This is a genomic window from Vreelandella sp. 162(4c) (genome assembly GCF_058152265.1).
The window spans coordinates 333,438-360,435 of the sequence record NZ_CM176981.1 but is presented as its reverse complement, the minus strand read 5'-3'; the positions used below and the strand labels follow the sequence as shown (position 1 = coordinate 360,435).

Here is a 26,998-nt window from a genome sequence, read left to right as displayed (position 1 = left end):
CTCGCTGATTCAATGAGGTTGCCTGTCCAGCCTAAGGCAGCACCGATATAATGCAGCATAACGGTGACGATAAGGAACATTCATGAACGATCTTAAGGGCTATCCCACAATAGAAGATGTGGTTGGCAACACGCCCCTGGTACGCCTTAAGCGCATTAGCGCGGGGCGTAACAATACCCTGTTGGCCAAGCTTGAAGGCAATAATCCCGCTGGGTCGGTTAAAGACCGCCCCGCGCTCTCAATGATCAATGAAGCAGAAGCCCGAGGTGATATAGCCCCCGGTGATACGCTGATTGAGGCGACCTCAGGTAATACCGGTATTGCGCTAGCCATGGCGGCCGCGATTAAGGGCTACCAGATGGTGCTGGTTATGCCGGAAAACGCCTCGGAAGAGCGTAAGCAGGCAATGGCGGCCTATGGCGCTAAATTAATTTCCGCCAGCAAAGCGGGCGGTATGGAAGAGGCTCGGGATATTGCGGATGGCATGATCGCCAGGGGCGAAGGCAAGCCGCTAAACCAGTTCGCCAACACTGATAACCCGCTGGCCCACTATCGTACCACCGGTCCCGAAGTATGGGAGCAAACCGGGGGCGAGGTGACGCATTTCGTCAGCTCGATGGGCACCACGGGCACCATTATGGGGGTGTCGCGCTATTTGAAAGAGCAAAACCCGGCTATTCAGATTGTCGGTTTGCAGCCCGCCGATGGCGCCAGTATTCCCGGCATTCGTCGCTGGCCACAAGCGTACCTGCCGGCTATTTTTGAAGCGCCGCGGGTGGATGTCACCCTTGATATTGGCCAACAAGAGGCCGAAGAGCATATGCGCCGTCTGGCCCGTGAAGAGGGCATTCTGGCCGGGGTCTCATCGGGTGGCAGTCTCGCGGGCGCGCTACGTATCGCGGAGCAAACCGAAAATGCGGTGATTGTGTTTATCGTCTGCGACCGTGGTGATCGTTATCTCTCCACTGGCCTATTTGCCCCAGGAGTATAACCATGGCCATGTTGGGAAAACGGCGGCCGCCCAGGCCCGCGTCAGGCCACTCTGGGCTAGCGGGCACGCCTGGTGGCAAAACGCGTCATGCGGCTACGGGTGACACATCTCCTATGGTGATTGAGCGCTTAGCGCACGATGGCCGTGGCGTTGCCCACTCAGCCAACGGTAAAACGGTCTTTGTTGATAAGGCGTTGCCCGGTGAGCAGGTCGAAGTGGCCATTCATCTCACTCGCAAACGCTTTGATGAAGCGCATATCAAATCGCTGCTGACCACCTCCGAGCTGCGCGTCAAGCCGCCTTGTCCGCATTTTGGGCACTGTGGCGGTTGTGATCTGCAGCACCTAAGTGTCGATGCCCAGCGCGACCATAAACGAGAAGTAGTGCGCGATCTGTTTTCTCGCCAGGGTATAACGCTAAGCGAGATCGGCTCGATTCAAGGCAGCGATCAGGGCTATCGGCGCCGCGCACGGCTGGGGGTCAAAGTCGACAGCCAAGGCACTACGCGCCTGGGCTTTCGTGCCGCCCATAGCCATCGCCTGGTGGATATTGAACGCTGCCCGGTGTTGGTCGATCCCTTACAGCGCCTATTAACACCTCTGCGTGAGCTGCTGGGTACGTTAGAGGCGCCGCGCCAGGTAGGGCACATCGAATTATTGGCAACGGCGACCGCGCAGGTCGTGTTGGTTCGTCAGTTAAAAGAGCACACCGGGGACGCCGAACGCTGGCAAGCCTTTGCGCAGCAGCAGGGAGTGGCGCTGGGCACTTGGTTGGGGCGAGAAACACCCACACTGCACTGGCATGGCGCAGCGCCGGCGCTTGAAGAGTCGCTAACCGTTACCGGCCAACCACCGCTTAGCCTAAGTTTTGCACCGGGAGATTTTTTACAGGTCAACGCCCCGGTTAACCAGCAAATGGTCGCCCAGGTCATCCAGTGGTTAGCGCCTAAGCCGGGGCAAAAATTACTCGACTTGTTTGCTGGTATCGGTAATTTCAGCCTACCCATAGCGGCAGCGGGTGCTGAGGTTTATGCAGTGGAAGGTAACCCTGCCATGGTGGCGCGCATTGCGATTAACGCTAAGCGCAACCAACTGATGGTCAGCGGTCAGCAGGCTGATTTAAACAGCGCTGCCAGCGTTAAGGAGCTGTTGACCGTTCATGGCGGTAGCGATGCGCTTGTGCTCGATCCGCCGCGAAGCGGCGCCGAAGTTATTTGTCAGGCGCTGGCGCATCACCCGGTGCCCAGGGTGGTCTATATTTCCTGTGATCCGGCGACGCTTGCTCGGGATGCGGCACATCTTGTGCATGCGGGTTACCGGGTCAAGCAAGTAGCAGTGGCGGATATGTTCCTTCACACTGCGCATATGGAAACGCTGATGCTGTTCGAATACGGGGACTAGACGTTTCCCCATCGCATCAAGCCACGGTGGCGGTCGTGCAGAGACCGTCTCCCTGAAAGGATGAGTAATTGTCATGGTGAAAGTGCGTGAAGACCAGCCGCTAACCGCGGGCGGAAAGGTGGATATACAGCAGTGGTTAACGCGCCTGCAGGAGGATGTGCGCCTACCTGAGCCTGAGCGTCTAGTCGGCGCCTGTGAACTCGCCGAACAACTGGAGCTTGAAGCCCCGCGCACCCATCGCGTATGGCTATCGCCAGGCTCTAGTTTTCGCATGGGCCTGGAAATGGCCGATATCCTTGGTGAGTTAAAGCTAGACCAAGCCACGCTTGAGGCCGCCGTTCTCTACCGTGCAGTGCGGGAAGGGCTGCTGAGCCTTGAGTCCGTGACAAAACGCTTTGGCGAAGAAGTGGCCAGTCTGATTGATGGCGTGCTGCAAATGGCCGCTATTAGCTACCCGTTGGCGCCTGACCATGGCATGGGCCAACACAATCAGCAGGAAAACCTGCGTAAGATGCTGGTCAATATGGTCGGTGATGTGCGCGTGGCACTCATTAAGATTGCCGAACGCACCTGCGCACTACGCCAGGTAAAAGACGCTCCCCGGGAAAAAAGTTTACTGGTGGCTCGTGAAGTCGCCGATATTTATGCGCCGCTGGCCCACCGCCTGGGCATCGGTCAGCTTAAGTGGGAACTGGAAGATCTATCGTTTCGCTACCTGCACGAAGATGAGTACAAGGCGATTGCCAAGCTGTTGGCGGAGAAACGCCTTGACCGCGACCGCTATATTCACGATGTGGTCGAAACCATCAAAGGCTTGATGGAAGCTCAGCACATCCACCGCTACGACGTGGATGGGCGAGCCAAGCATATCTATTCGATCTGGCGCAAAATGAAGCGCAAACGGATCGATTTTTCACAAGTTCATGACGTGCGCGCAGTGCGTATTCTGGTGCCGGAAGTGGCGGACTGCTACACCGTGCTGGGGATTATTCACTCGCGCTGGCACCACGTGCCCAACGAGTTTGACGACTATATCGCCAACCCCAAAAAGAACGGCTATCAGTCGCTGCATACCGCCGTGATGGGGCCGGAAAACAAGGTGCTCGAAATCCAGATTCGCACCTTCGCCATGCACGACGAAGCGGAGCTGGGCGTTTGCGCCCACTGGCGTTACAAAGGCCACGATACCAACGCCAAAAGCCGTAGCTACGAAGAGAAAATTGCCTGGCTGCGTCAGGTACTGGAGTGGCAGGACGAGGTGGGTGGCTTTGGCGATTTGCGCGAAGGGCTCTCCAGCGATGTGGCCCCTGACCGCATTTACGTCTTCACTCCCGACGGTCATGTGATTGATCTGCCGCGGATTGCCACACCGATCGATTTTGCCTACCGGGTGCATACCGAAATTGGCCACCGCTGCCGAGGCGCCAAGATTAATGGGCGCATTGTGCCGCTCACCTATAAATTAAAAACCGGCCAGCAAATTGAAATTCTAACCGCTACCAAAGGTGGCCCAAGTCGCGACTGGCTAAACCCCAGTCTGGGCTATGTGCGCACTTCCCGGGCGCGGGCCAAAATTCAGGCGTGGTTCAAACATCAGGCACGGGATCAAAACCTGGACGAGGGGCGCGTGCTGTTTGACCGTGAAATGCGCCGCCTGGATGTGGAAGGTCTCGATTTGCCCAAGCTGGCCAAGACGGTCAACTACCAAAACGCCGAGGACATGTACGCGGCCATCGGCGCTGGTGACCTGCGTATCGGTCAGGTGCTGCACCAGGCTCAGCAACTGTTTGGTGAAACCGACGACCAAGAGCAGCTCGATCGCCTGCTCGCCAAACCTAAGCGCCAATCCAGCAAAGCCACCAAAAGCGATATCACGGTGCTCGGCGTCGGCAACCTTAAAACCAGTATGGCCAACTGCTGCCGTCCGGTGCCTGGCGAACCGATTATCGGCTTTATTACCCAGGGGCGCGGCGTCACCGTTCACCGCCAGGACTGCAGTAATATTCTGCAATTGCGGCTGGACGAACCCCAGCGCATTATCGAAGTGGAGTGGGGCGAACGCGCCCAGACCCGCTACCCGGTGACCATCGAGATTCAGGCCTGGGATCGCTCCGGGCTGCTGCGCGATGTCACGGGCCTGCTCGGTAATGAAAAAGTCAACGTGCTTGCCGTGAACACGCTAACGGACACCGATGAAGGCATTGCCCGGCTGCGTATTACCCTGGAAGTCGATGGCCTTGAATCCCTGGGGCGGTTGTTCTCGCGCATTCAGCAGTTACCCAACGTTACCGAAGTGCGCCGTTTGCGCAACGCCGACCCGGAACAACAAATTCGCAAGGGAGGGGCATAATGCGCCATGGTATCGATGATCTGCTGACCCTAATGCAGGTGCTGCGCGACCGGGAACAGGGCTGCCCCTGGGATCTCCAGCAGGATTGGGACAGCATTGTGCCCCATACCCTGGAAGAGGCCTACGAGGTCGCCGATGCCATCGAGCGACGCGCTTTTGACGAACTGCCCGGCGAGCTGGGCGATCTGCTCTTTCAAGTGGTCTACTACGCTCAATTTGGCGCGGAAGAGCAGCGCTTCGACTTTGCCGATATCGTCGATACGCTGACCGCCAAAATGCTGCGCCGCCATCCGCACGTGTTTCCGGAGGGCACGCTGGCCTCCCGCCGCCCGCCAGGAGTGAGTGCCGAAGAGGTGCAAACTCAGCAGGTCAACAGCCGCTGGGAGTTATTGAAGGCCGAGGAGCGTGCCGAGAGAGCCGTTGAGCGGCCCTCTGTGCTAGACGATGTGCCGCGCACGCTGCCCGCCCTTAGCCGCGCTGCCAAGCTGTCCAAGCGCGCCGCGCGAGTAGGCTTCGATTGGCCCGATGCGCGCGGCGTGGTGGCTAAAATTCGTGAAGAGCTGGCGGAAGTAGAAGAGGCGCTCGCCGCCGGTGATCAACAGCACGCCCAGGAAGAAGTCGGCGATTTGCTGTTTGCAGTGACCAATCTTGCCCGCACGCTGAATGCCGATCCAGAGCAGTGCCTGCGCGCTACCAATGCCAAGTTCGAGCGCCGCTTTCGTTTTGTCGAGCGCGAGCTTAGCGCTGCCCAGCGGCCATTAATAGAGGCTTCCCTAGACGAGATGGAAGCCCACTGGCAGGCAGCCAAAGCAGAAGAAAAACAATCTACCCATTCCTGATCTAATAATGACGCGACCCCTGCAAGGAGGCCATGCCAATGAGTCACGACCTACACGAATCTCTGCGCGATAATGTGCGTATTCTGGGCGACAGCCTGGGGCGAACCATTGCCGACGATTTGGGCCAAGCATTTGTCGATAAAATTGAAACCATTCGCGCCCACGCCAAGCGCGGGCGCCAGGGCGATTCACTGCAGCAGCGCGAACTGATCGAGTACCTGCGTGAGCTTCCCGAGCAGGATCTGCTGCCGGTCACCCGGGCGTTTAACCAGTTCTTAAACCTCGCGAACATTGCCGAACAGCACTATCGGGCGCGCTTTCGCCGGGTAGAGGACTACAAGCCCGGCTCCCAGCCGGTGCTCGGGGAACTGCTTGCGCGTGCCGAGCAGGCGGGCAACTCACCGCGTAAACTGGTCGAGACCCTCGCCAATATGCGCGTTGAGCTGGTACTCACCGCGCACCCCACCGAAGTTATCCGCCGAACCTTGATTCAAAAATATGATGCCATCGATGAGTGCTTAACCGCCATTGAGAGCTCCGAAGATTACCCAGAGCGTGGAACCCGTGCCCAGGGCCGCCTGGAGGAGCTGATTAGCCAGGCGTGGCACACCGACGAGATTCGCCACGAGCGGCCCACCCCGGTGGATGAAGCCAAGTGGGGCTTTGCGGTAATTGAAAACTCCCTGTGGCAGGCAGTGCCAGATTTCCATAGAGATTTGGATAACCTGCTGCTGGATACCGCCGGTGAGCGCCTGCCCCTGGACGCCGCGCCGATACGCTACGCCTCCTGGATGGGCGGCGACCGCGACGGCAATCCCAACGTGACCGCCCGAGTGACCCGTGAAGTGTTGCTGCTTGGCCGCTGGATGGCCGCCGACCTCTATTTGCGCGATCTTGAACAGCTCAAAACCGAACTCTCCATGTGGAAGGCCAATAGCGCGCTCAAAGCTGAGGCGGGTGATGTAGCCGAGCCGTACCGCGAAGTGTTGAAACGTCTACTGGCTAAGGTGGAGTCGACCCGGGATTGGGCCAAGGCCGAACTGGAAGGGCGCAACTACGACGGCGGGCCGATTATTGAAACCCGCGATCAGCTCTACTCACCGCTGCTCGCCTGCTACCGTTCGTTGTGTGATGTGGGCCTCGACACCATCGCTAACGGCGCGCTGCTGGATACGCTGCGCCGAGTAGCGGTGTTTGGCGTTACGCTGACCAAGCTTGACCTACGTCAGGAAGCCAGTCGCCATGCCCAGGTCATTGAAGAGCTAACAAGCTCCCTTGGCCTGGGTCACTACCAGGAGTGGGACGAAGCCAAACGTCAGGAATTTCTGCTTGAGGAGCTGGCCTCACGTCGCCCGCTGATTCCGCGCCGCTGGGAGTGTTCCGCCGAGTCCCGCGAAGTGCTGGATACCTTCAAAGTTATCGCCCAGGAGCACTCCGAAGCGCTGGGAACTTACATCATTTCCATGGCCGCTGAACCCTCGGACGTGCTCACCGTAGCACTGCTGATGAAAGAGGTCGGGGGGCAGGTAACGCTACCTATTGCACCGCTGTTTGAAACCCTTAACGACCTGGATCACGCAGGCGATGTGGTGGATCAGCTGCTGGCGATACCGGGCTACCGTTCGCTGATCGATGACCGTCAGGAGGTCATGATCGGCTACTCCGACTCGGCAAAAGATGCCGGCCAGCTGGCCGCTGCCTGGGCGCAGTACCGTGCTCAAGAGTCGCTGGTCAATGTGTGTAACCGACACGGTGTCGATTTAACCCTGTTCCACGGCCGCGGCGGCACCGTCGGCCGCGGTGGCGGTCCGGCCCATGCGGCGATACTCTCCCAGCCTCCAGGCTCGGTAAACGGCAGTCTGCGGGTGACTGAGCAGGGCGAGATGATTCGCTTCAAGTTTGGCCAACCCGATATTGCCCTGCGCTCCATGGAGATCTATGCCTGTGCAGTGCTGGAAGCCACGCTGTTGCCACCGCGTGCACCGGAACCGCACTGGCGTGAAGAGATGGATCAGCTCGCCAAGGTAGCGCATGGTGCCTATGTGGGCGTGGTGCGTGAAGACCCAGACTTCGTACCCTATTTCCGCGCGGTCACACCGGAAGGCGCCTTGGGTAGGCTGCCGTTGGGTTCACGCCCCACCAAGCGGCGCCAGGATGGCGGGGTGGAAACCCTGCGCGCCATTCCATGGATTTTCGCCTGGACGCAGATTCGCCTGATGCTACCCGCGTGGCTGGGCAGCGGCGAAGCCTTTGCGCGGCGCTTGGAGCAGCCCGGTGGACGCGATGTGCTACAGGAGATGCGCAACGAGTGGCCTTTCTTTGGCACCTATCTGGACATGCTGGAGATGCTGCTGGCCAAAGCCGATGTCGCCATTGCCGCTTACTACGAGCACCGCTTGGTCGACGAGCCCTCACTGAAGGCGTTGGGTAAAAAGTTACGCCAGCGCTTCGCGTCGTTGGAAGAAGCAGTGCTGGATATTCTTCAGCAAGAGAAGCTATTGGAAAACACGCCGCTGATTCGCCAGGCGATCGATGTTCGCAACCCCTACATCGATCCGCTGCACGGTTTGCAGGCGGAGTTGCTGCAGCGTAATCGCGACGCCGACGGGGCGATCAGCGCCGATCTTTCTCGGGCGTTAATGGTCACTATGGCGGGCATAGCGGCAGGTCTGCGCAACACCGGCTAGGCTGTTTTAACACGATTTTTTACCGTAACGTTTTACTACAACGTTCTACTACAACAGGGAGGCGTCAATGTCCTCAGATGCTCAAGCGGTACTCGACTTTTGGTTTGAGGAGTTGACGCCTGCTCAGTGGTTTAAAAAAGACGCTGAGTTGGATCGTACAATCTCGCAGCGGTTTGGCGCGCTGCATGCCCAAACCGCGCGGTGTGAATGTTACGCATGGCGTCAAACGCCGCAAGGGCGGCTTGCGGAGATCATTGTGCTGGATCAGTTCTCGCGCAATATCTATCGCGATGACGCTCGCGCCTTTGCCACTGATCCCTTAGCGCTGGCGCTAGCTCAAGAGGCGGTAGCCGCTGGGGCAGACGCAGAACTAACCAGCGAGCAGCGTGCGTTTTTGTATATGCCCTATATGCATAGCGAATCCGCGGCCATTCATGAGCTGGCGATGCAGCTGTTTGACCAGCCGGGGTTAGAGAATAACTACGACTTTGAAGTGCGCCACAAGGCGATTATTGATCGTTTTGGGCGCTACCCGCACCGCAACGCACTGTTGGGGCGGGGCTCTACCGACGAGGAGTTGGCCTTCTTAAAGGAGCCCGGCTCCTCTTTTTAACTGTTTGCTTATCCTCTTATAGCCACATGGCGTTTTATGTCGTTTCGAAAAACTACCCGTATCAATAAATATATTAGCGAGAGCGGGATGTGCTCTCGCCGTGAAGCCGACCGTTTTGTGGAGCAGGGCAACGTATGGATAAACGGTCGCCGTGCGACTACCGGTGATCAAGTGGTGGCGGGTGACTTGGTTAAAGTAAACGGTCAGGAGATCGAGCCTCAGGAAGAGGAGGATCTGGTACTGATCGCGCTGAACAAACCGGTGGGCATTGTCAGTACCACTGAGTCCAGCGAAAAGGACAATATCGTTGAGTTTGTGAAGCATGGCGTGCGTATTTTTCCCATTGGGCGGCTCGATAAAGACTCTCAGGGGCTGATTTTTTTAACCAATAACGGCGATCTGGTTAATAAGATTCTGCGCGCCAATAACAACCACGAAAAAGAGTACCAGGTGACGGTGAACAAGCCGATCACCGACGAGTTTATCGAGGGCATGCAGAGTGGTGTGCCGATTCTTGGCAAGGTGACTAAGCGCTGCAAGGTGCAAAAAGAGTCCACCTTTGTGTTCACCATCACTCTGGTGCAGGGGCTCAATCGGCAAATTCGCCGTATGTGCGAATACTTCGGCTATGAAGTTACCCAGCTTATTCGCACGCGCATTATGAATGTGCCGCTAAAAGGCTTAGCCCTGGGCGACTGGCGCGATCTCACTGCCAAAGAGATCGATACCATTATCGCGCTGACCGAACGCTCAGAGGCGGCACCAGAAAAGAAAAGTAAAGCTAAACCGGAAAGGCCCAACTACAGCTCAGGCGCAGGAAAGGCAAAACCGCCTTCCGCAAAAGGGCGCCCGGCCAAAGCAGGCGCGAAGGCGGCTGGTGCCAAAGCCGCCGGGGCTAAACCACCCGTCAAGGGTAAAAAAGCCGCCAGCGGAAAAGTCAGTGGAAAAACAGGTACCGGCCCGAAAGGCAGTACGTTAGGCAAGCCGCACTCCAAGGGCAGCAAAGCCCCCGGCAAGCTTGGTGCTAAAAGCAAGCCTGGAGCTAAAGGTAAGCCCGTTGGTAAAGGCCGCGGTAAGCCAGCGGCGGTCGGAAAGCCTTCCCAGCGGCGCAAGTAACTCCCCATCATTCAAGAGTCTTCACTGTGATCCCAATCGTCGCCTTTTACGCTGTAGTGAGCGTTATCGCTTATATCACTTACGCTATCGACAAAAAGGCGGCTATTAAAAACCGCCGTCGGGTGAGTGAAAAGTCGCTACATCTGCTTGGGGTAGTGGGTGGCTGGCCGGGTGCGCTACTGGCCCAACAGCAGCTGAGGCATAAAACCCAGAAAACCGCCTTTCAAGTTACGTTCTGGCTGACGGTTGTCGTAAATCTGGCCTGTCTAGGGTGGCTAACGGTTTCATTGAGTCTCATTTAGCCACCCGTTTAGCCACCCTATACTTGGTGCCTACGCTCTGGCGTGATTGCCGTGCGCGAAAAGAAAATTAGCGATCAGCTCTTTGCCGCCTTCGGTGGCAAACGATTCTGGGTGAAACTGGATGCCGTGAATCGGGTACTCCCGATGTTTAACCCCCATCAGTTCGAATTCACCCAGTGCCAGCCAACGGCTGCGCTGCTCAAAGCTATCGGCTGCAAGTGCGCCTACTGTGGCGGTCACTTCCAGGCACTCGGGCAGGGTGATCGCATCGGCAATTAGCGAGTGGTAGCGCATCACTTCAAGCTGGTCGGGCACGCCGTTAAACACCGATGCGTTATTGTGGTTGATCGGGCTGATCTTGCCATGCATCGGTAGCGGCGCCTTCACTACCTTGCCGCCAAATACGTGCACAATGCCTTGCATACCCAGGCATACTCCCAGCAGCGGGGTGGTCTTACCCAGTTTCTCGATCACTTCAGCGCATACACCAAAGTAGCGCGGGTCATCCGGCGAGCCGGGGCCGGGGGAGATGATAATACGCTCCGGGGCCATGGCTTCGATGGCGCCGTAATCGATCTGATTATTGCGCTTAACGATAATCTCAAAATTGGCCAGCCCGCCGCGATTCTTCTCTGTGGTTAGAATCTCACCAATAAACTGGTAGAGGTTATAGGTGAAGGAGTCGTAATTATCGATGATAAGTACCTTCATGCTGGGCTCTCCATGTCCGTCTCCATAAAGGGGGTAAGGGCTTTGCGAGTACCGGCAAACTTGCGGCGGATCTCCTCATACTCATCGGCGGCATTGCTATCAAACACATTGCCACCGCAGGTTTGCACGTAGGCACGCTCACCATTCACAAACACGGTACGAATCGGAATCGCAAAGGTACAGTCCCCGTTGAACGAGAACTGGCCCACTGCGCCTCCGTAGGGGCCGCGCCCGTCGGTTTCCAGATCGTCGATGATTTTCATCGCCTCGATTTTGGGTGCGCCGGTGAGGGTGCCCGCGGGGAAGTTGCTGGCCAGCGCGGTAAACATATCTTCGCCTTCGGCGATGATGCCGACGATCTCGCTGGAGATATGCTGCACGTGGCTAAAGCGTTTGATATCCATCAAACTGCGCACTTTCACCGTGCCAAACTGCGCTACCCGGCCAATATCGTTGCGGTGTAGATCCACGATCATATTGTGCTCGGCGATCTCTTTGGGATCGTTAAGCAGCGCGCGGGCGAGCTGGGTATCTTCTTGGGGCGTCTGACCCCGGGTGGTGGTACCCGCCAGCGGAAAGGTCTCCATCTCGCCCTGGCGCAGCCGAAATAAAAGCTCTGGGCTTGCGCCAATTAGCTTTTGTTCGCCAAATTTGACGTAGTACATTTGCGGCGACGGGTTGATGGTGCGTAGCTGGTCATACAGCGCCAGGGCGTCGCCTTTAATACTGAAGCGTTTTTTAAAGCCAACTTCGCACTGGAACACTTTGCCGTCGATAATATCCTGTTTCACCTTGGCCACCGCCTCGGCGTGTTCTGCCTGGCTCATGGTGTCGCCTAAGGCGGTGATTTTCAGCGGGCCTGCCGGCTCATCGTCTGCATCAATTAACGTCTGTAGAAATTCGTAGCGGCTGTTGTCGTAATAGAAGTAGGTGACTTCTCCGGTCATCTTGTCGAGGATCAGGCCATCTTTGTAAAGCCCGAAACGGAAGGTGTCGAAATCATCGCTGGCTTTTAACGTAAGCGATGGCTCGAAATACTGCATGGCATCGTAACCAAGGTAACCGCTTAACCCTCCGGCGTACTTGCGGGAAATAATATTCTGCGGGATCAGGCTGCGCAGCAGTTCGTAGGGGTTGTCGCTAGTGTAGTGGTTGGCATTGCCGCCACGTTCTTCAATGGTCAGTGTGTTGCCGTTGGCGTAGAGCGTGTACTCGGGGTCGAAGCCGATAATCGAGTGGCGCGCCATATGGCTATCTTCACCCAGAGACTCAAGCATGTAGCAGGTATCAAACCGACGCTCGATTTTCTGAAACAGGGCAAAGAAGTCGCAGTCCGCCGCCAAGGTCACATAGTGAGGTTTGCGCGGCAGCGTAAAAGGCTGCGGGCCTGATGAGGCATGTGTATTGGCAGTGGTCATGATGCATCATTCCGTGAAGAAGGGCTTGAAGAGGGTAACGTGGTCAGCGCGCGGGAACCCCGTGAAACCGTAGCGATGCCCACGCCCAGGGTTTCGGCAATTTTGCGGTGGGGCACGCCTTCACGCAGCAGCTTAAAAATTTGTAGGCGTTTACTGATTTCTTGGTACTCTGCAGGCGTTAGCAGGCTCGCCAGCGCTGCGTCCATTGCTTCAGGTGAATCAATAGCGAGCAAATGGCGAATGAGCTCAGCCTGGTAGTGTTCGTCTGTTGTCATGTGTGCCACCAGGTAACCTGTAATGTACTAGCGTACTAGTACGCTACCTGATTGCTCAGGGAAGTCAAGCAGAGCGTTCAATTTTGAGGAGTCACGATGACCGGCTATTTTATTCAAGCCTTTATTTACCTTGTCGCCGCGGTGATCGCGGTACCGCTAGCCAAGCGTTTTGGTCTGGGGTCTGTGCTGGGGTATCTGGTTGCTGGGGTCGTGATTGGCCCGATTCTGGGGCTGGTGGGGCAGGAGACCACCACCATTCAGCACTTTGCCGAGTTCGGCGTGGTGATGATGCTGTTTTTGGTGGGCATGGAGCTAGACCCCAAAGGGCTGTGGGCCATGCGGGTTCGTCTGATCGGCCTGGGCGGACTTCAGGTCTTGCTAACCGCCGCAGCTGGCACCGCTATTGCCTGGTGGCTGGGACTCGTGTGGCAAACCGCCCTGGCGGTGGGACTGATTTTCGCGCTCTCTTCTACGGCGATTGTGCTGCAAACACTGAATGAAAAGGGGCTGGCCAAAACCGAGGGTGGGCGCAGCGCTTTTTCGGTGCTGCTGTTTCAGGATATTGCGGTAATCCCCATGTTGGCGCTGATCCCGCTGCTGGCGCTGCCTGAGTTGATGGGGGCGGGCGGTGATGACGGTCACGCCAGCTTAAGCCTGGTAGCCCACTTGCCCGGCTGGGCGCACGCCTTAGTGGTCGTGGGTGCCATCGTGAGTGTCATCGCCGGCGGCTACTACTTAATGCCGCTGCTGTTTCGCTATGTGATTGGCTCTGGCCTGCGTGAAGTGTTTACCGCTACAGCGTTGATGTTGGTGATTGGCATCGCCGCACTGATGAGTGTGGTCAATTTATCCCCCGCGCTGGGTGCCTTCCTGGCGGGGGTGGTGCTCGCCAACAGTGAATTTAAGCACGAGCTGGAAGCCAATATTGAGCCCTTCAAAGGACTACTACTGGGGCTGTTCTTTATTACCGTAGGGGCGGGCATCAACTTCTCGGTGTTAGCAGCGGAGTGGGGCACGGTGCTATCGCTAGGCGTGGCGGTTATCGTTGTTAAAGGTGTGATTCTGTTGGGTTTGGCGCTGCTATTTCGAGTGCCTGGTAGCAACGGCTGGCTGTTTACTTTAAGCCTTGCCCAAGCCGGTGAGTTTGGCTTTGTGCTGCTGACCTACAGCGTTCAAAACAGCGTGATTCCTACCGATATCTCCCAGGTGCTTTCGTTAGTCGTGGCGCTATCGATGTTCTTAACGCCGTTGCTATTTATTGCCTATGACCGGCTGGTGCTGCCGCGCTACCTTATCGCTAAAAACGATGATCGCGAAGCCGATGCTATTGAGGAGCAGGCACCGGTTATCGTTGCGGGGGTAGGGCGGTTTGGACAAATAATCTGCCGCTTGCTGCGCGCCAATAATATCCCCATCGTGGCGCTGGATCTGGAGATTGAGCAGATCGAGAATCTGCGCAAAATTAATATCAAAAGCTACTTTGGTGACGCCAGCCGCTCCGACTTGCTTGAGACCGCAGGGATTGAGCACGCTAGGTTACTAGTTATCGCGTTAGACGATCGTGAGCGTGCCGTGCAGATGGTTAAGCATGTGAAGCATGCTTACCCCCAAGTGTGGGTGCTGGCCCGTGCGTTCGACCGTGGTCATGGCTATCAACTACGTGATGCAGGGGCCGACGACGTTATCAGTGAAACCTATCATTCAGCGCTGGAGTTGGGTGGGCACGCACTGACTGCCATGGGCGTGCACCCTATGCGAGCTAAGCAGATGACTTGGGCCTTTGTACAGAACGAAGATGCCCACGAAGATGAACTGTTTGAAGCCTGGAAAGAGATCGAAGAGGGCATCAGCTTCAGCCCCCGCTACGGCGAGCTATTTATGAAGCTGGAAGAGTCGTTGAACAGCGCAATGAAGCAGGATTGGCCCGAACCCCAGCGGCAAGATGTGCCTATTTGGACACCGCCTGAAGTTGATCAGGAGCACAATGCATAGGTAATGACGTAAATAATGGCGGTTTGCTGTGGTGCGCTGATTTATTAGCTCCCCTCCACCGTAAACCGCATCATTACATAGATTAAGTGGTGATCAAACGCGATGAACTGCTGCCAATATTATTCTTCTTTCATAGGTTTGTATCGTTCCCAACCCATTTTATGATGGTATTTAATCATTGCTTCTTCATAACTATCAGCCTCTATTCTATATAGTAGCTTCGCATTCTGAGAAAGCAGCACTTTCTTTTTTTATTCGGCTATATTATTTACAGTAGACAGCGTCGTGCCGTCCTCATCTTCCCAAACTTCGAAAATCATCATATTTAGCCTCAGTAATCTTTTATGGAACAAATGCTTCACCCGTAATGACTTCTATATCAACACGAATAGCATTACCCCGAGGGAAACTTCTAGAAACGGGGGCCATAACACCGCCAGCATTTCCTGCGTTATTGATAAAGCGTTCTGCCTGATTAAAATCTCTAGCTCGCTTTCGTATTTACATTTTTGTCAACTGTGTTTGCCTCTCATCAAGCATCAATAGCTCTTCTGCTGAACTGGGAGAGCTCATTTGTGACCAAGCAACTGACGCCTCTAGGCCACCACCTTGTGCCTGAATTCTTCCGCGGTGCATTATTTCTTCTGTACTTGAATGAGTGCCAGTATATGCGCCAGGGCGTGTTTGAAACGTATCATTTGTAGGGCTAGAGATGGTAGATACTGCAGTCGCAGTGGCCCCTATTCCCAATGCACCTAAAAGCCATTGTCCAGCTGAAACACAAGCTGCCATCGTGGGGCCTGGTACCGCGCATACTTGGGCCACTAACCCCTGCGGATCCACCATCCCCGTCGGATTATTTACATAACCACACAAGTTCGTGCCGCCGTTGAGGCTGATCGGATCCTGGCTGATGCATCTGCCTTACTGTGGGTCGTAGTAGATACCGCTTTCTTCGTCGCGCCACTGGCCCTGGAGGCGGATCGGTTGGGTGACGTTGCGCACGGCGCGTTGGTTTTTGACCGCGGCCCAGTCGTCGGGTTCGGCGAGCCATCGGGGTTGGCGTTGGGGGTGGCTGACTGCATCGGCGTACCCAGGGCGTCGGTGACGTAGGCGCTGAGTACCTAGCCTTGCTGGGTGACATCAATACGCAGCATGGGCACAAAACTGCCCGGCTCGTAGACCACGGTGGTGCGCTGATTGTCCGTATCTTCGCGCACGATGCGATCACCGTCCCAACCGTAGTGGGTGGTGCCGTTGGTGTGGCGCACGGTTTTGCTGATGCGTCTTCCCAGGCCGTCGTAGCGGTAGGTGGCTTCGCGGGTAGCCCCCAGTTCGCTGGCGTGGTAGGCGATGCGCGCCGTCATAGCCCAGGGTTAAACGTTCGCCGTTGGGCTGTTGGCGTTCGATCAGGTTACCGGCCCCGTCGTAGCGGTAGCGGGTACCGTTTAGCTGTCCCAGGCTATTATCAGAAAGGGCCTGTTGGCCTTCTAACCGATTACCGGCCGCGCCACACTGTAGCGGTGGGCGTGGTCACCATGCTGGCTGCCGATTAGACGCCCGGCGGCGTCGTAGCTGCAGGCGATGACTTTTGATGCTTGATCGCCTTACAGTGCACGGAAGCTCATCCGACTCAGGGTATCGTCATGGTACTGCTCTTCCCTGCCTAAAGAAAGCCAATTGGCTGCCCACTTCTATTGATATTCAATAGACACTGTTTGCCAATTCATTTCTTTTCTAAATATATCTGCATTAGTTATAATTTTGGGTGAGAAAATCTTTAATTGGTCGGGGCCTGTCCATTCAAAATCTATAGATACAGCAGCCTCTATAATGAAAATATCTTCGAAGGCGCTAACCTTTTCATCTTGTCTAAGTGCTACTATCGTCGCAGATGGTGTCGTTGCTCCACAGCCTTTGATATAAACCATGGCTTCATATTTACCGCTCGGAGATTTACTGCGGGAAATTTCATGTGTTTCACAATCTGAAAAAATACCTCCACTGAAAAAAAACCACACCACAATACCTAAAAGAGCGAGTAAAACAAAACTACTACCAATGATTATTATCTTCAAAACTTTCATCTCATCATGGTCCGAGTTGAATAGGAGTGTTCCACTGTTCTCTATTACGATAAAAATCTATTCCTTCCTTAATCCAGTACTGATCTTGCGGATCATCGCCAAAAGGAGCTGTGCCGAGAAAGGGGAATAAGCTAGGCCCTGGGCTACCCCAGGAGGGTAAAGAAGTTCCCGCAGCTTGCTGCGCTCGACCTGCTTCATTCAAGAGGATTGTATCAGGAAAGCCAAAAGCTGCCCCAGTAGCGCCATAGTTAAAATTGCCGAAGTCTTCATAATCACTACCTTGCTGCTTGTAATCCCAGGGCCCTCCATTTTTCACTTGATTCCTAAACCACCACGGACTCCATTTATCACTTGCATTTGCTATATTACTGTCGATGTCAGCGCCTGAGGGCGCGAGTGGAGGCCATTTTTTGCAGTTACCAAGTTCACCCTCTTGGGGGCAGGATGTGGTAGAGCCCATAAGATCGCTAAAGTCAGCACCTAAAAAACCACTCAGCCCCAGCGGATCCACCATCCCTGTCGGGTTGGTCACATACCCATACAAGTTAGTGCCACCGTTAAGACCAATCGGATCCTGGCTGATATACCTGCCTTGCTGCGGGTCGTAGTAGCGGTGGCGGTTGTAGTAGAGGCCACTCTCTTCGTCGTGCCATTGGCCCTGGAACCGGATTGGTTGGGTGACGTTGCGCACGGCGCGTTGGTTTTTGACGGCTGCCCAGTCGTCGGGTTCGGCGAGCCAGCGGGGTTGGCCGTTGGGGGTGACCAGTTGCATCGGTGTACCCAGGGCGTCGGTGATGTAGGCGCTGAGTACCTGGCCTTGTTGAGTGTCATCAATGCGCAGCATGGGCACAAAACTCCCAGGCTCATAGACCACGGTAGTGCGCTGGCTATCCGTTTCTTCCCTTACAATGCGGTCACCATCCCAGCCGTAGTGGGTGGTGGCGGTGGTGCCATTGGTGTGACGTACGGTTTTGCTGATGCGTCTTCCCAGGCCGTCGTAGCGGTAGGTGGCTTCGCGGGTCGCCCCCAGCTCGCTGGCGTGGATCAGGTGCACTAGGCGATTCGCGCCGTCGTAGCCCAGGGTTAGGCGTTCGCCGTTGGGCTGTTGGCGTTCGATCAGGTTACCGGCACCGTCGTAGCGGAAGCGGGTACCGTTTAACTGCCCCAGTCGATTATCAGAAAGGGCCTGTTGGCCTTCTAACCGATTGCCCGCCGCGTCCACTGAGTAGCGGTGGGCGTGGTCGCCGTGCTGGCTGCCGATCAAGCGCCCGGCGGCGTCGTAGCTGTAGGCGATGACTTTTTCTGCTGGATCACCTTGCAGGCTGCGGAAGCTCATCCGGCCCAGGGCGTCGTATCGATAGCTCTGCTGGCTGGCGGTGTCCGGGCTGCGCAGGGTGAGGTGATCCAGTTGGCCCAGGTTCGTGTACCCGCGCTCCAACACCAGCGGCTGGTTGTGCGCCTTGGCGCCGGTGCTGAGGCGGCGCTGGGTCTCCCGGTGCAGCGCATCGGGTTCCAGGGCGATTTCCAGATCCAGGCCTGGGGCACTTAGGCCGTGCAGGTGGCCGCTGCCGTAGGTGTGCCAGTTGAGCGCCGGTAGTTCACCGAACTGACTAGCCTGGGGCGCGCCGGTAGCCGTCAGGCTATGCTGGTGTTGCCAGCTCCAACCACTCTCTCCTGCATGTTGCTGCTGTTCGCCGATTAAGCGTTGGGCGTGGTCGTAGTTAAAACTGACCTCGCCGTGGTCGTTGGTGACGCTGAGTAGCTGGCCATTGGTGCCCCACTGGTACTGCTCCGTGCTGGCCGGGGCGTGTTCCGTGGCGGGCAGGTGCCGGGCGGTGAGGCGACCAGCTTCGTCATAGTCGTACTTAGTGACCAGCGGCTGACCATCAGGGCCGGGGCGATTGGCCTCAATGCGTTCGATCAGTCGCCCGGCGTCATCGTAGCGGTACTGCTGCTCCCGGCCATCGGGGCCGGTCTCGCTGGCTAAGCGATCCATCTCGTCATAAGCAAAGCGGTAGACCGCGCCGTTGCCCAGGGTCAGCTCGCTGAGGCGGCCAATGTCATCGTAAGCGGTGAACTGCTGGCTGCCGTCGGCCTCGATGCGTTGCACCTGGCGGCCGTGGTCATTAAAGAAGAATTGTTGCCTAAACCCTTGCGGGCCTTCCAGCTCCACCAGCCGCCCAAGCGCATCCACATGGTGGTGCCAGTGGGTGCCGTCCGGCAGTTGCGTGGCGAGTCGTCGACCCATCTCGTCGTGCTGGGTGCGGGTGGTCTCGCCCAAGGCGTTGGTGACACTGGCCAGATAGCCGTGGCGGTCGTAGGCGTACTCGGTGCGCTGCTGGGAGCAGTCGATCTGGGCGGTGATCTGGCCCAGGGCGTTCCACTCGCGTTGGTGGGTAGCACCCCCCGCATCGGTGACAGTGGTAGGGCGGTCGGGCAGGTCGGTATTGTCGTAGGCGAAGGCGGTGGTGCCTTCCGGCCCGATGACTTCCAACGGATGGCCGAGGTCGTTACGTGGGATCTGCCAGCGCTGATCGCCAGGGCCTTCGATGTTAACCGGTTGCCCCAGGGCATCCCGTTCAATGGCCCAGCGGGTGCCATCCGGGGCTACCTGGGCGATCACCTGACCATGGTCATCGCGCTCGATTAGCATCTCGTGGCCCAGCGGATCCACCGTGGCTACTTTGAGACCGGCACGGTCATAGCGAAACTCGATCCGCGAGCCATCGGCGCGGGTATGGGCCGTCCAGCGGCGGCCGGGGCCGCTGCCCACAAAGTGGTAGCGCTCCTCCCGGCCCAGGCTGTCGGTGACCAGCGTATGATCCACTTGGTAGCTGTACGTCCGCGCCAAGCCACCGGCTTCCTGCTGGCCGACCACGCGGCCATCCGGGGCGTGGCGATCCCAGGTGTAGTGGGCTTCCATGCCGCCGGGTACCCGGTGGGCGGTAAGCATATGCGCTTGCCACTCGAACTCGCGCACCACTTCACCGTGGCGGTGACGCACCGCAATCAAATCCCCCACCGGGCTATAGGAGTAGCGCACTAACCACTCGTCCGCCGACTCACCGTCGTGGGCCTGCACCAGCTTGACGCCGGTCAAGCGCTGCCCGGTGTCGCCTTGCATCGCGGGTAACAGGGCATCGTAGACCAGCTGGTAGTGGCGCTGGGCGCTGTCGATCACCCGCACCAACAGATCACCCTCCCAGCGGTACTGGGTGGTGTAGCCGTTGCGGTCGCGCTCTTCGATTAAGGGCCAGCGGGCGCTATTATTTCCTACGTTATCGCCTGAACTCGCGCCAATGGTTGCCACGTCTGTTGGGTTAGCAAACACATAGTAAAGCCCGCTGGCATCGCTTAACACGATACGCTCAGGATCATTGCGCAACGTCTCGTCCAGGGCTTGCCAGCGGGGCGCGTTGCTATCTTCAGCGGTTGAGGCACCCCCGCGGCGTATCCATAGCTGTTCGGTGGGCGAGAAGCGTGCCTGGCCGGGGGCCAGTGAACCAAAGGTAATCGCACGGCCCTGGGCATCTTGGACAATACAGGCGTCGTCATTGAGGGTAATGGCCAGAGACTCGCCGGGGAGCGACCAACCCTGACCCAGGGCGCCTACCGCTCCGTTGCTGGAGAGGTAGCCACGGCTAAACACAAACGGCCGTGGCGCGGGGAGTGCAAAATCGGTCTCGGCGGGCAGCAGCTTGGCGCCCAGCAGCGGGTTCACCGGGCTACCCACCGCCGGTTGGCAGGCACTGCAGTCGTCGGCCAGGCCATCGGTGATGTCGATATCGTCTAACGCCAACGGCGTGGCGGCGGTGATGTCGCTGCTGAGCAGTGGGGTCTGGTGCGGCTCAAGGGTAACGTCCTCGCTCTCCTCAGGCTCGGCTTCCCCGGGTAAGCGGGGCAGTACAATCGCCTGGCCCTGGCCGCGGCCGGGGCTACCGCCGGAGTTGATCTTGACCTGGGGGCCGACAATGGTCACGCCGCCGGGGTCGAGCTTGATAAAGCTGCCCCCGGCTTTAAGGGTGATCTCGCTACCCGCTTCCAACACGATTTGGCTGCCCGCTTTGTGGTGCAGCTCGCGGCCGGTCTCCACCAGCTGGGCTTCACCGTAGACCTCATGGCGGGTTTGATCGACCTGAAGGTGGTCATCGCCCTTGATCTGGGTGTAGCGCTTGCCGTGTACGGTGAGGTGATCGTCGTTACGGATTTCGCTCAAGCGGTTGCGGTGCAGCTTGAGGTGGCTGTCTCTGCGGATCTCCTCGGTGCGGTCGTTAAGGGTGAGCAGCTCCAGATCTTTCTGAGCGTGGAGCCAGATCTGCTCTTCGCCAGTGGCGTCCTCGAAGCGCAGTTCGTTAAAGCCTTCCGATTTATGACTCTGGGTGCGGATCACCGTGCGGGTCTTGTGCTCCGGCAGCGGGTAAGGCGGGGTATTCACCGCGTGGTAAGTGCGGCCGGTGACCAGCGGTTGATCAGGGTCGCCCTCTAAAAACGAGACAATGACCTCATGGCCGATCCGGGGGATCGCCATACTGCCGTAGCCACCGCCTGCCCAGCCCTGGGCGACCCGCACCCAACAGCTGGCGGTCTCATCAGGCTCGGCGTAACGATCCCAGGGGAACTGCACCTTGACCCGGCCATGTTCGTCGCAGTAGATCTCTTCGCCTTCGGGGCCGACCACAAAGGCCACCTGGGGGCCATCGACCCGCGGCTTGGGATTGGGCACCGGGCGGAAAGTCTGGTCCCGAGGCATGATCACCACGTCGTTGTGGTAGCGGGTCATCAGCTCGCCTGATTGGGCACTGTTCCCGTTATTACTGCCATTACCACCCCGGGCCATGCCGTCCTCTTCCAGCGCTTGGGGCTGTTCGCCGTGGTGGATCACTGAGACCACCTGCCACGCTTGGTTAAGGCTATCGATATCGTGGTCGGTGAGGGTAAAGCAGATGCCGGGGGCGAGCTCGGGCAGGTCACTCTCGGCTTCGGCGGTGGTGGCGTCGGCGCGCAGGGATTCTAAGCGGTGGCGGGTAAAGGGCTTACCGGAAGCGTCCTTCTTATAGCGGCCGGGGTAGTCAAAGTGTTCGTAATCCTCCCGCTGGGCGTGTTCGCCCAAGTTGGGAGCGAGGTGCTCATGGATCTGCGCATAGGGCGGGTTTTTAAAGGTGTAGTCCTTGAGCATCGCCGAGGCGGGGCGCACCCGGTTGGCCTGACGCAATTTACGCACATGGCGTCGGGGCGGTGTGCCCCCAGCGCGGCCGTGGTAGGTGCGCTCACCCACGCTGGGCAGCACCACGGTGGCATCGGCAAACACCAGCTGGTGTTTGCCGCCCTCGGCGTTCTCAAACTCATGAAAATAGAAGCAACCCTCTTCGGCGGCTAAACGCTCGATAAAGGCCAGGTCGGTCTCGCGGTACTGAACCAGAAACTCCCGGTCGAGGGGCGTGCGGGTGGTAGCAAAGCCGATATCGGTGAGACTGCGCTCATTAGCGAGCGTCGTGATGGCATCATAGGGGGACGTATCCTGAAAGATACGCGAATTATGGCGTAGCGATAATCGCCACAGCGCGGGACGAATCTCCACCCGATAAAAGCTGCGGCGGTGCCCCCTATCGCCGCGGTGCAGCTCTGAAATCATGCCATGGATACGACGTAGCGGCTCGCCGTCCTGCCAAATGGTCAGGGTGGCGTTTTGATCCAAACAGTCGCTGGGCGATAGGTTGTGGGTACGGCTGGCAAACTCAACCGAGAGCGCAAACGGCTCCGACAGCGCCTCGCGATGGGTAAAGCGCACCACGGCGGTGTCATCGGCCCCGGGTAGGGTCAGGGTAAATTGCAGGCCCGTTTTGTCCGCCATCGCTCCGCTCCTTGGATCATTAACTGCTAATGAGAAGCGGTCAGAATAGCGAGGCAGAGTTGAAGCGCAACCCCTTGAGGGCACGAAGCGTTAATGGCTTACACGCTTGTAAGAAATGGCTTACAAAATTTTAAGCCATATCTTACAAATCGATGGGTAATCAGAGAAAAGCGAATTTAAATTAATTTAGGTTGGGCGTTAGAACGGAAGATGCAATGAGGCACTTAGCATATTGAGGTGGCTGAGGGTTGGAGCGTCGATGCGTTCATACTCTAGGCGACTGACGAGTCGGTTGATCGTCACCGTGGCGCCGAAACCTTGCAGCAATGCAGTACCGCTTTCATCGGCGCCTTCCAGGTCGCTTTCACCACGCCATTCTGTGATGCCGGACTTCGCATAGACGCTAAAGGCGCCCATGCGAACTCCGGCAACAATGGCGCCACCCAAACTGAGTGTATCCATAATGAGGGGGTTAACACCGGAGGAAGTGGAGATTTCGTCGCTTTCCCGGTAGGCAATTTCAGCGCCAATATCGAGTTGGGGGAGTCGCCAGGGGCTGTAGCCTGCGGTGACCCGAAAACCGCTGGTATAGTTATCAAGGCTTTGAAGGTCACTGCCTTCTAAGATAACGCCGTTATCCAGCTGCATGAGTTCGCTATTAGGGGCGGTATAGGCCATCACCGGCGGAGTGTCGTCGGCGTAGCTGCTAAACCAGGGAACGGAGCAGCAGAGCAGGGTGCTTGCCAAGCGTTTGATTGGCATTTCTCTTACACCTATCGGTACATACCCAAGTGTTGTCGTATAGCCATGGGTAGAGAGGAAAAAGCAATTCTATTCAGATTAGCAACTGGCTTGGATTTCCACCACTTTAATTGCGCCCTGGGCTAGGTTATCGACTAAATTTTTACCCATAGTGATAAAGCGCTCACCAAATACCCACTGGGGGGACAGCACCGCTTGCCGGGGTGTCTGCTCTTTTTGACGTTGCCGCTGGCGCCACGCCAAAGCCATTTCGCTCCAGTCGTCCACGTGTTCAAGTTGAAAGCCGCCCACTTCAAGCAGTCGAGTTAGTTCAACCAAGGTAAGTAGATGGGAGTGCTTGGAGGAGGCTGCCCAAGGCACTGGGTAGCGAAGTTGCGCCACGTTGGGGCCACTGACGACCTCGTGCATCACTAACTGCCCACCGGGGCGCAGAATTCGTCGACTTTCTGTGATTACCTTGGAGACATTGGGCATATTGAGCAGGCTGTGCTGAAACAGCACGGCATCAAAGCTGTTATCCGCAAAGGGCAGAGCGCTAGCATCGCCCGTTACCCAGGCAAGCGGTGGGGCGTCTGGCTGATTTACCCGTAAGCTCAGCGATTTATTGAGCGCACTGAAGCCGTGGGTAATATCCAGCCCCGTCATTTGAAAACCGAGTGAAGCACCTTGGCGCATTAGCCCGCCCAGCCCCGCGCCAATATCTAAAACTTTTCCGTGGTCGTCAGGGGTGAGTCGTTCCAGCAGCCGAGTAGAGGCTGCCACACCGCCAATATGCAGCTGATCCAAAGGCGCCAATTGGTGCAGCGTAGGGCCAGCAGGGTAGTGAGCATTGATCTGCGCCAATATCTCATCAGCGCGCAGGGCGCGCTGATAGTGGTTGGCTAAAGGGTTGGAAGGGGTCATCGCTTACGATTCTTGATCCAAGCCCAACTCTTGAATGGAAATTTCACGCATTTTAAATTTCTGAATCTTGCCGGTGACGGTCATCGGGAACTCGTCAACGAACTTAAAGTAGCGCGGAATTTTGAAGTGGGTGATCTTGCCTTTGCAGTACTCGCGTAGCTCTTCACCGGTGACGTCACCCGCGGTGCTGTTGAGTTTCACCCAGGCAATCAGCTCTTCACCATACTTCTTGTCGGGCACGCCGGTGACCTGTACTTCTGAGATCGCCGGGTGGGCGTAGAGAAATTCTTCGATCTCTTTGGGATAGACGTTCTCGCCGCCGCGAATGACCATATCTTTGATGCGGCCGACGATCTGGATGTAGCCCTCTTCATCCATGGTGGCCAGATCGCCGGTGTGCATCCAGCCCGCTTCGTCGATGGCCTCGGCGGTGGCTTTATCGTTGTTCCAGTACTTCAGCATTACGCTGTAGCCGCGGGTACACAGCTCGCCGATTTCGCCCCGAGGCAGAATGCCGCCGTTGCCAGGGTCGACAATTTTGTTCTCTAAGTGAGGCTGGGTACGGCCCACGGTGGAAACGCGTTTCTCAATGCTGTCGTTGGCACCCGTTTGAGTGGAGACCGGGCTGGTTTCCGTCATGCCGTAGGCGATCTGCACGCCCTTCATATTCATCTTGTTGATGACCTGCTTCATGATTTCCGCAGGGCAGATCGAGCCCGCCATAATCCCGGTGCGCAGTGTGGAGAAGTCAGTGCTAGCAAAACCCTCGTGTTCAAGCTCGGCGATAAACATGGTGGGCACGCCGTAGAGCGCGGTGGCTTTTTGATCGTGCACTGCCTTGAGCACCTTGCCGGGATCGAAGCCCTCATCCGGGTAGATCATGGTGGCGCCGTGGGTCATACAGCCCAGGTTGCCCATCACCATGCCAAAGCAGTGGTAAAGCGGCACCGGAATCACCAGGCGGTCTTCACTGGTAAAGCCCATGCTCTCCGCTACGAAGAAGCCGTTATTGAGAATATTGTGGTGGGAAAGCGTCGCGCCCTTAGGAAAGCCAGTGGTGCCCGAGGTGTACTGAATATTGATCGCATCATCAAACTGCAGCGTCGCCTGCAGATCGTCAACATCGGTTTGGCTAACCTTATTGGCTTCTTTCATCAGGTCAGACCAGCGCCACATGCCGCTCAGCTTTTCGCTGCTTAAATTAATAATGCACTCAAGGTCGGGCAGCTTTTGCGACTTCAGCTCGCCATCGTTACTGGTTTTTAACTCGGGTGCCAGCTCATACAGCATGGCGCTGTAGTCAGAGCTTTTAAAGCTGTTGGCAGTGACCAGAAAGCGCGCACCAGACTGGTTCAGTGCGTATTCCAGCTCATGGGTACGGTAAGAGGGATTAATGTTGACCAGAATGGCACCGATTTTGGCAGTGGCGAACTGAGTCAATGTCCATTCGCTGCAGTTGGGTGCCCAAATGGCCACACGGTCGCCTTTCTTGACGCCGATGGAGAGCAGCGCACGGGCACAGCGGTTGACCTCTTCCTGGAGCTGGCGATAGCTCCAGTGAATGTTCTGATGCAGTACAATCAGCGCGTCATTATCAGCATGTTGTGTCGCGATTTGGTCAAATTTATCGCCGATCGTCATGCCAAGAAGCGGCTTGTCAGCCATGCTGCTGGAGTAGCTGGGTTGGGTAAGCGCAGGTGATGCCATGGTGTATCTCTCCGATATTTTTTCTTGTCCGAACGGGAAGGCAGGGGATAACTCGCTGCTTTTAATTTTTATTATTCATGTTTTATTTCAACGGCTAAGGCCTTTTGCCAAGGCCACCTTTGAACTGGGCTTGCGGCCTAGCTCGTGGGTGATCCAGTAGCCGGTTTCAATCACGGCCTGTAGGTCGATGCCCGTTTCGATCCCCAGCCCTTCCAGCAGATAGAGCACGTCTTCAGTGGCTACGTTGCCGGAAGCGCCCTTGGCATAGGGGCAACCGCCAAGTCCCGCGGTAGCGGCATCAATAACGCTAACGCCTTCTTCTAGGACGGCATAAAGATTGGCCAGCGCCATGCCGTAGGTGTCGTGGAAGTGAGCGGCCAGAAACTCAATGGGCACCTGTTGGCGCGTCGCCTCAATCATGCGTTTAGCAGCCAGCGGCGTGCCGACGCCAATGGTGTCGCCCAGGGACACCTCGTAGCAGCCCATCTCATAAAGCGCCTTGGCCACTTCAGCCACTTTGGCGGAGGCTATCTCGCCTTCGTAGGGGCAGCCCAATACGCAGGAGACGTAGCCGCGCACGCGCACGCCAGCCTCTCGGGCGCGCTCTAACACCGGCTCAAAGCGGGTCAGTGATTCAGCAATGGAGCAGTTAATGTTCTTTTGCGAGAAGGCTTCAGACGCCGCACCAAATACCGCGACCTCCTCAACACCCACGGTTAGCGCGTTTTCGAGCCCTTTTAGATTAGGCGTCAGCGCGGAGTACACCACGCCTGGCTGGCGTTTGATGCCGGCCATGACCTCAACGGCGTCGCCCATTTGTGGCACCCATTTGGGTGATACAAAGCTGGCGGCTTCGATATGCGTGATACCCGCTTTAGCAAGCCGCTCGATCAGAGCAATCTTAGTCCCGGTGGGCACAATGGCCCCCGGCTCATTTTGCAGGCCGTCACGGGGCGACATTTCAAACAGCTTTACAGAGGTAGGCAATGGCATC

The 26,998-nt window shown here is 57.1% G+C and carries 19 protein-coding genes and 1 pseudogene; 9 read left to right on the top strand and 11 right to left on the bottom strand.

Features of this window, described 5'->3' with window-relative positions; genetic code table 11:
• Positions 1-82: 82 nt before the first annotated feature.
• The 8 genes from cysM to AC4EYZ_RS01580 all read left to right on the top strand — a co-directional run bounded on the left by cysM (position 83) and on the right by AC4EYZ_RS01580 (position 10,298).
• Positions 83-991 (top strand): cysteine synthase CysM, encoded by a 909-nt coding sequence (gene cysM, locus AC4EYZ_RS01615; protein WP_009286444.1) that lies wholly within the window; start codon positions 83-85, stop codon positions 989-991.
• A 2-nt stretch (positions 992-993) separates the two neighbouring features.
• Complete coding sequence (locus AC4EYZ_RS01610; protein WP_022523835.1) at positions 994-2,391, top strand: 23S rRNA (uracil(1939)-C(5))-methyltransferase; 1,398 nt, start codon at positions 994-996, stop codon at positions 2,389-2,391.
• Positions 2,392-2,464: 73 nt separating this feature from the next.
• On the top strand, positions 2,465-4,741 hold the full coding sequence (gene relA / locus AC4EYZ_RS01605) for a GTP diphosphokinase (protein WP_022523834.1): 2,277 nt from the start codon (positions 2,465-2,467) through the stop codon (positions 4,739-4,741).
• Positions 4,741-5,580 carry a nucleoside triphosphate pyrophosphohydrolase gene (mazG, locus tag AC4EYZ_RS01600; protein ID WP_022523833.1) on the top strand — a complete coding sequence of 280 codons (840 nt, stop codon included), beginning with the start codon at positions 4,741-4,743 and terminating at the stop codon, positions 5,578-5,580. Before relA ends, mazG begins: the two co-directional genes overlap by 1 nt.
• 38 nt (positions 5,581-5,618) lie before the next feature.
• Entirely contained in the window at positions 5,619-8,267 is a 2,649-nt protein-coding gene (ppc, locus tag AC4EYZ_RS01595; RefSeq protein ID WP_089690692.1) for a phosphoenolpyruvate carboxylase, read from the top strand.
• Between the two features lie 67 nt (positions 8,268-8,334).
• A complete protein-coding gene (locus tag AC4EYZ_RS01590) occupies positions 8,335-8,880 on the top strand; it encodes a DUF924 family protein (protein ID WP_022523831.1) in 546 nt (181 codons plus the stop codon).
• Between the two features lie 36 nt (positions 8,881-8,916).
• Positions 8,917-9,996, top strand: a complete 1,080-nt coding sequence (gene rluF, locus AC4EYZ_RS01585; protein ID WP_490204074.1) for a 23S rRNA pseudouridine(2604) synthase RluF — start codon at positions 8,917-8,919, stop codon at positions 9,994-9,996.
• A 26-nt stretch (positions 9,997-10,022) separates the two neighbouring features.
• A complete protein-coding gene (locus tag AC4EYZ_RS01580) occupies positions 10,023-10,298 on the top strand; it encodes a DUF1294 domain-containing protein (protein ID WP_022523829.1) in 276 nt (91 codons plus the stop codon).
• Positions 10,299-10,328: 30 nt separating this feature from the next.
• On the opposite strand, the gene AC4EYZ_RS01575 is transcribed toward AC4EYZ_RS01580, so the two are convergent.
• The 3 genes from AC4EYZ_RS01575 to AC4EYZ_RS01565 are packed head-to-tail and all read right to left on the bottom strand — an operon-like array spanning position 10,329 to position 12,702.
• On the bottom strand, positions 10,329-11,009 hold the full coding sequence (locus AC4EYZ_RS01575; RefSeq protein ID WP_009286448.1) for an anthranilate synthase component II: 681 nt from the start codon (positions 11,007-11,009) through the stop codon (positions 10,329-10,331).
• The gene (locus AC4EYZ_RS01570; RefSeq protein ID WP_490204073.1) at positions 11,006-12,427 is read right to left on the bottom strand and encodes an anthranilate synthase component I family protein; all 1,422 of its coding nucleotides are present in this window, start codon (positions 12,425-12,427) and stop codon (positions 11,006-11,008) included. The genes AC4EYZ_RS01575 and AC4EYZ_RS01570 overlap by 4 nt, the downstream gene beginning before the upstream one ends.
• Positions 12,424-12,702 (bottom strand): Trp family transcriptional regulator, encoded by a 279-nt coding sequence (locus AC4EYZ_RS01565; protein ID WP_022523826.1) that lies wholly within the window; start codon positions 12,700-12,702, stop codon positions 12,424-12,426. The genes AC4EYZ_RS01570 and AC4EYZ_RS01565 overlap by 4 nt, the downstream gene beginning before the upstream one ends.
• A gap of 96 nt (positions 12,703-12,798) precedes the next feature.
• Here AC4EYZ_RS01565 and AC4EYZ_RS01560 point away from each other — a divergent pair, with 96 nt between their 5' ends.
• A complete protein-coding gene (locus AC4EYZ_RS01560) occupies positions 12,799-14,694 on the top strand; it encodes a monovalent cation:proton antiporter-2 (CPA2) family protein (protein ID WP_022523825.1) in 1,896 nt (631 codons plus the stop codon).
• 1,124 nt (positions 14,695-15,818) lie between these two features.
• Here the strand turns inward: AC4EYZ_RS01560 and AC4EYZ_RS01555 are convergent.
• From AC4EYZ_RS01555 to AC4EYZ_RS01520, 8 genes and pseudogenes are all read right to left on the bottom strand, one after another.
• Positions 15,819-16,061 (bottom strand): hypothetical protein, encoded by a 243-nt coding sequence (locus AC4EYZ_RS01555; protein ID WP_022523822.1) that lies wholly within the window; start codon positions 16,059-16,061, stop codon positions 15,819-15,821.
• Between the two features lie 327 nt (positions 16,062-16,388).
• Positions 16,389-16,781 carry a DUF5412 family protein gene (locus tag AC4EYZ_RS01550; protein WP_022523821.1) on the bottom strand — a complete coding sequence of 131 codons (393 nt, stop codon included), beginning with the start codon at positions 16,779-16,781 and terminating at the stop codon, positions 16,389-16,391.
• Between the two features lie 4 nt (positions 16,782-16,785).
• Entirely contained in the window at positions 16,786-20,502 is a 3,717-nt protein-coding gene (locus tag AC4EYZ_RS01545) for an RHS repeat-associated core domain-containing protein (protein ID WP_342211991.1), read from the bottom strand.
• A gap of 135 nt (positions 20,503-20,637) precedes the next feature.
• Positions 20,638-22,632 (bottom strand): annotated as a pseudogene (locus AC4EYZ_RS01540) (type VI secretion system Vgr family protein); the annotation flags it as partial.
• 198 nt (positions 22,633-22,830) lie between these two features.
• Positions 22,831-23,394 (bottom strand): porin family protein, encoded by a 564-nt coding sequence (locus AC4EYZ_RS01535; RefSeq protein ID WP_009286455.1) that lies wholly within the window; start codon positions 23,392-23,394, stop codon positions 22,831-22,833.
• A 78-nt stretch (positions 23,395-23,472) separates the two neighbouring features.
• Positions 23,473-24,297, bottom strand: a complete 825-nt coding sequence (locus tag AC4EYZ_RS01530) for a class I SAM-dependent methyltransferase (RefSeq protein WP_022523819.1) — start codon at positions 24,295-24,297, stop codon at positions 23,473-23,475.
• 3 nt (positions 24,298-24,300) lie between these two features.
• A complete protein-coding gene (locus AC4EYZ_RS01525) occupies positions 24,301-26,004 on the bottom strand; it encodes an AMP-binding protein (protein ID WP_022523818.1) in 1,704 nt (567 codons plus the stop codon).
• A gap of 87 nt (positions 26,005-26,091) precedes the next feature.
• Positions 26,092-26,997 (bottom strand): hydroxymethylglutaryl-CoA lyase, encoded by a 906-nt coding sequence (locus AC4EYZ_RS01520; RefSeq protein ID WP_022523817.1) that lies wholly within the window; start codon positions 26,995-26,997, stop codon positions 26,092-26,094.
• Between the last annotated feature and the right edge of the window lies 1 nt (position 26,998).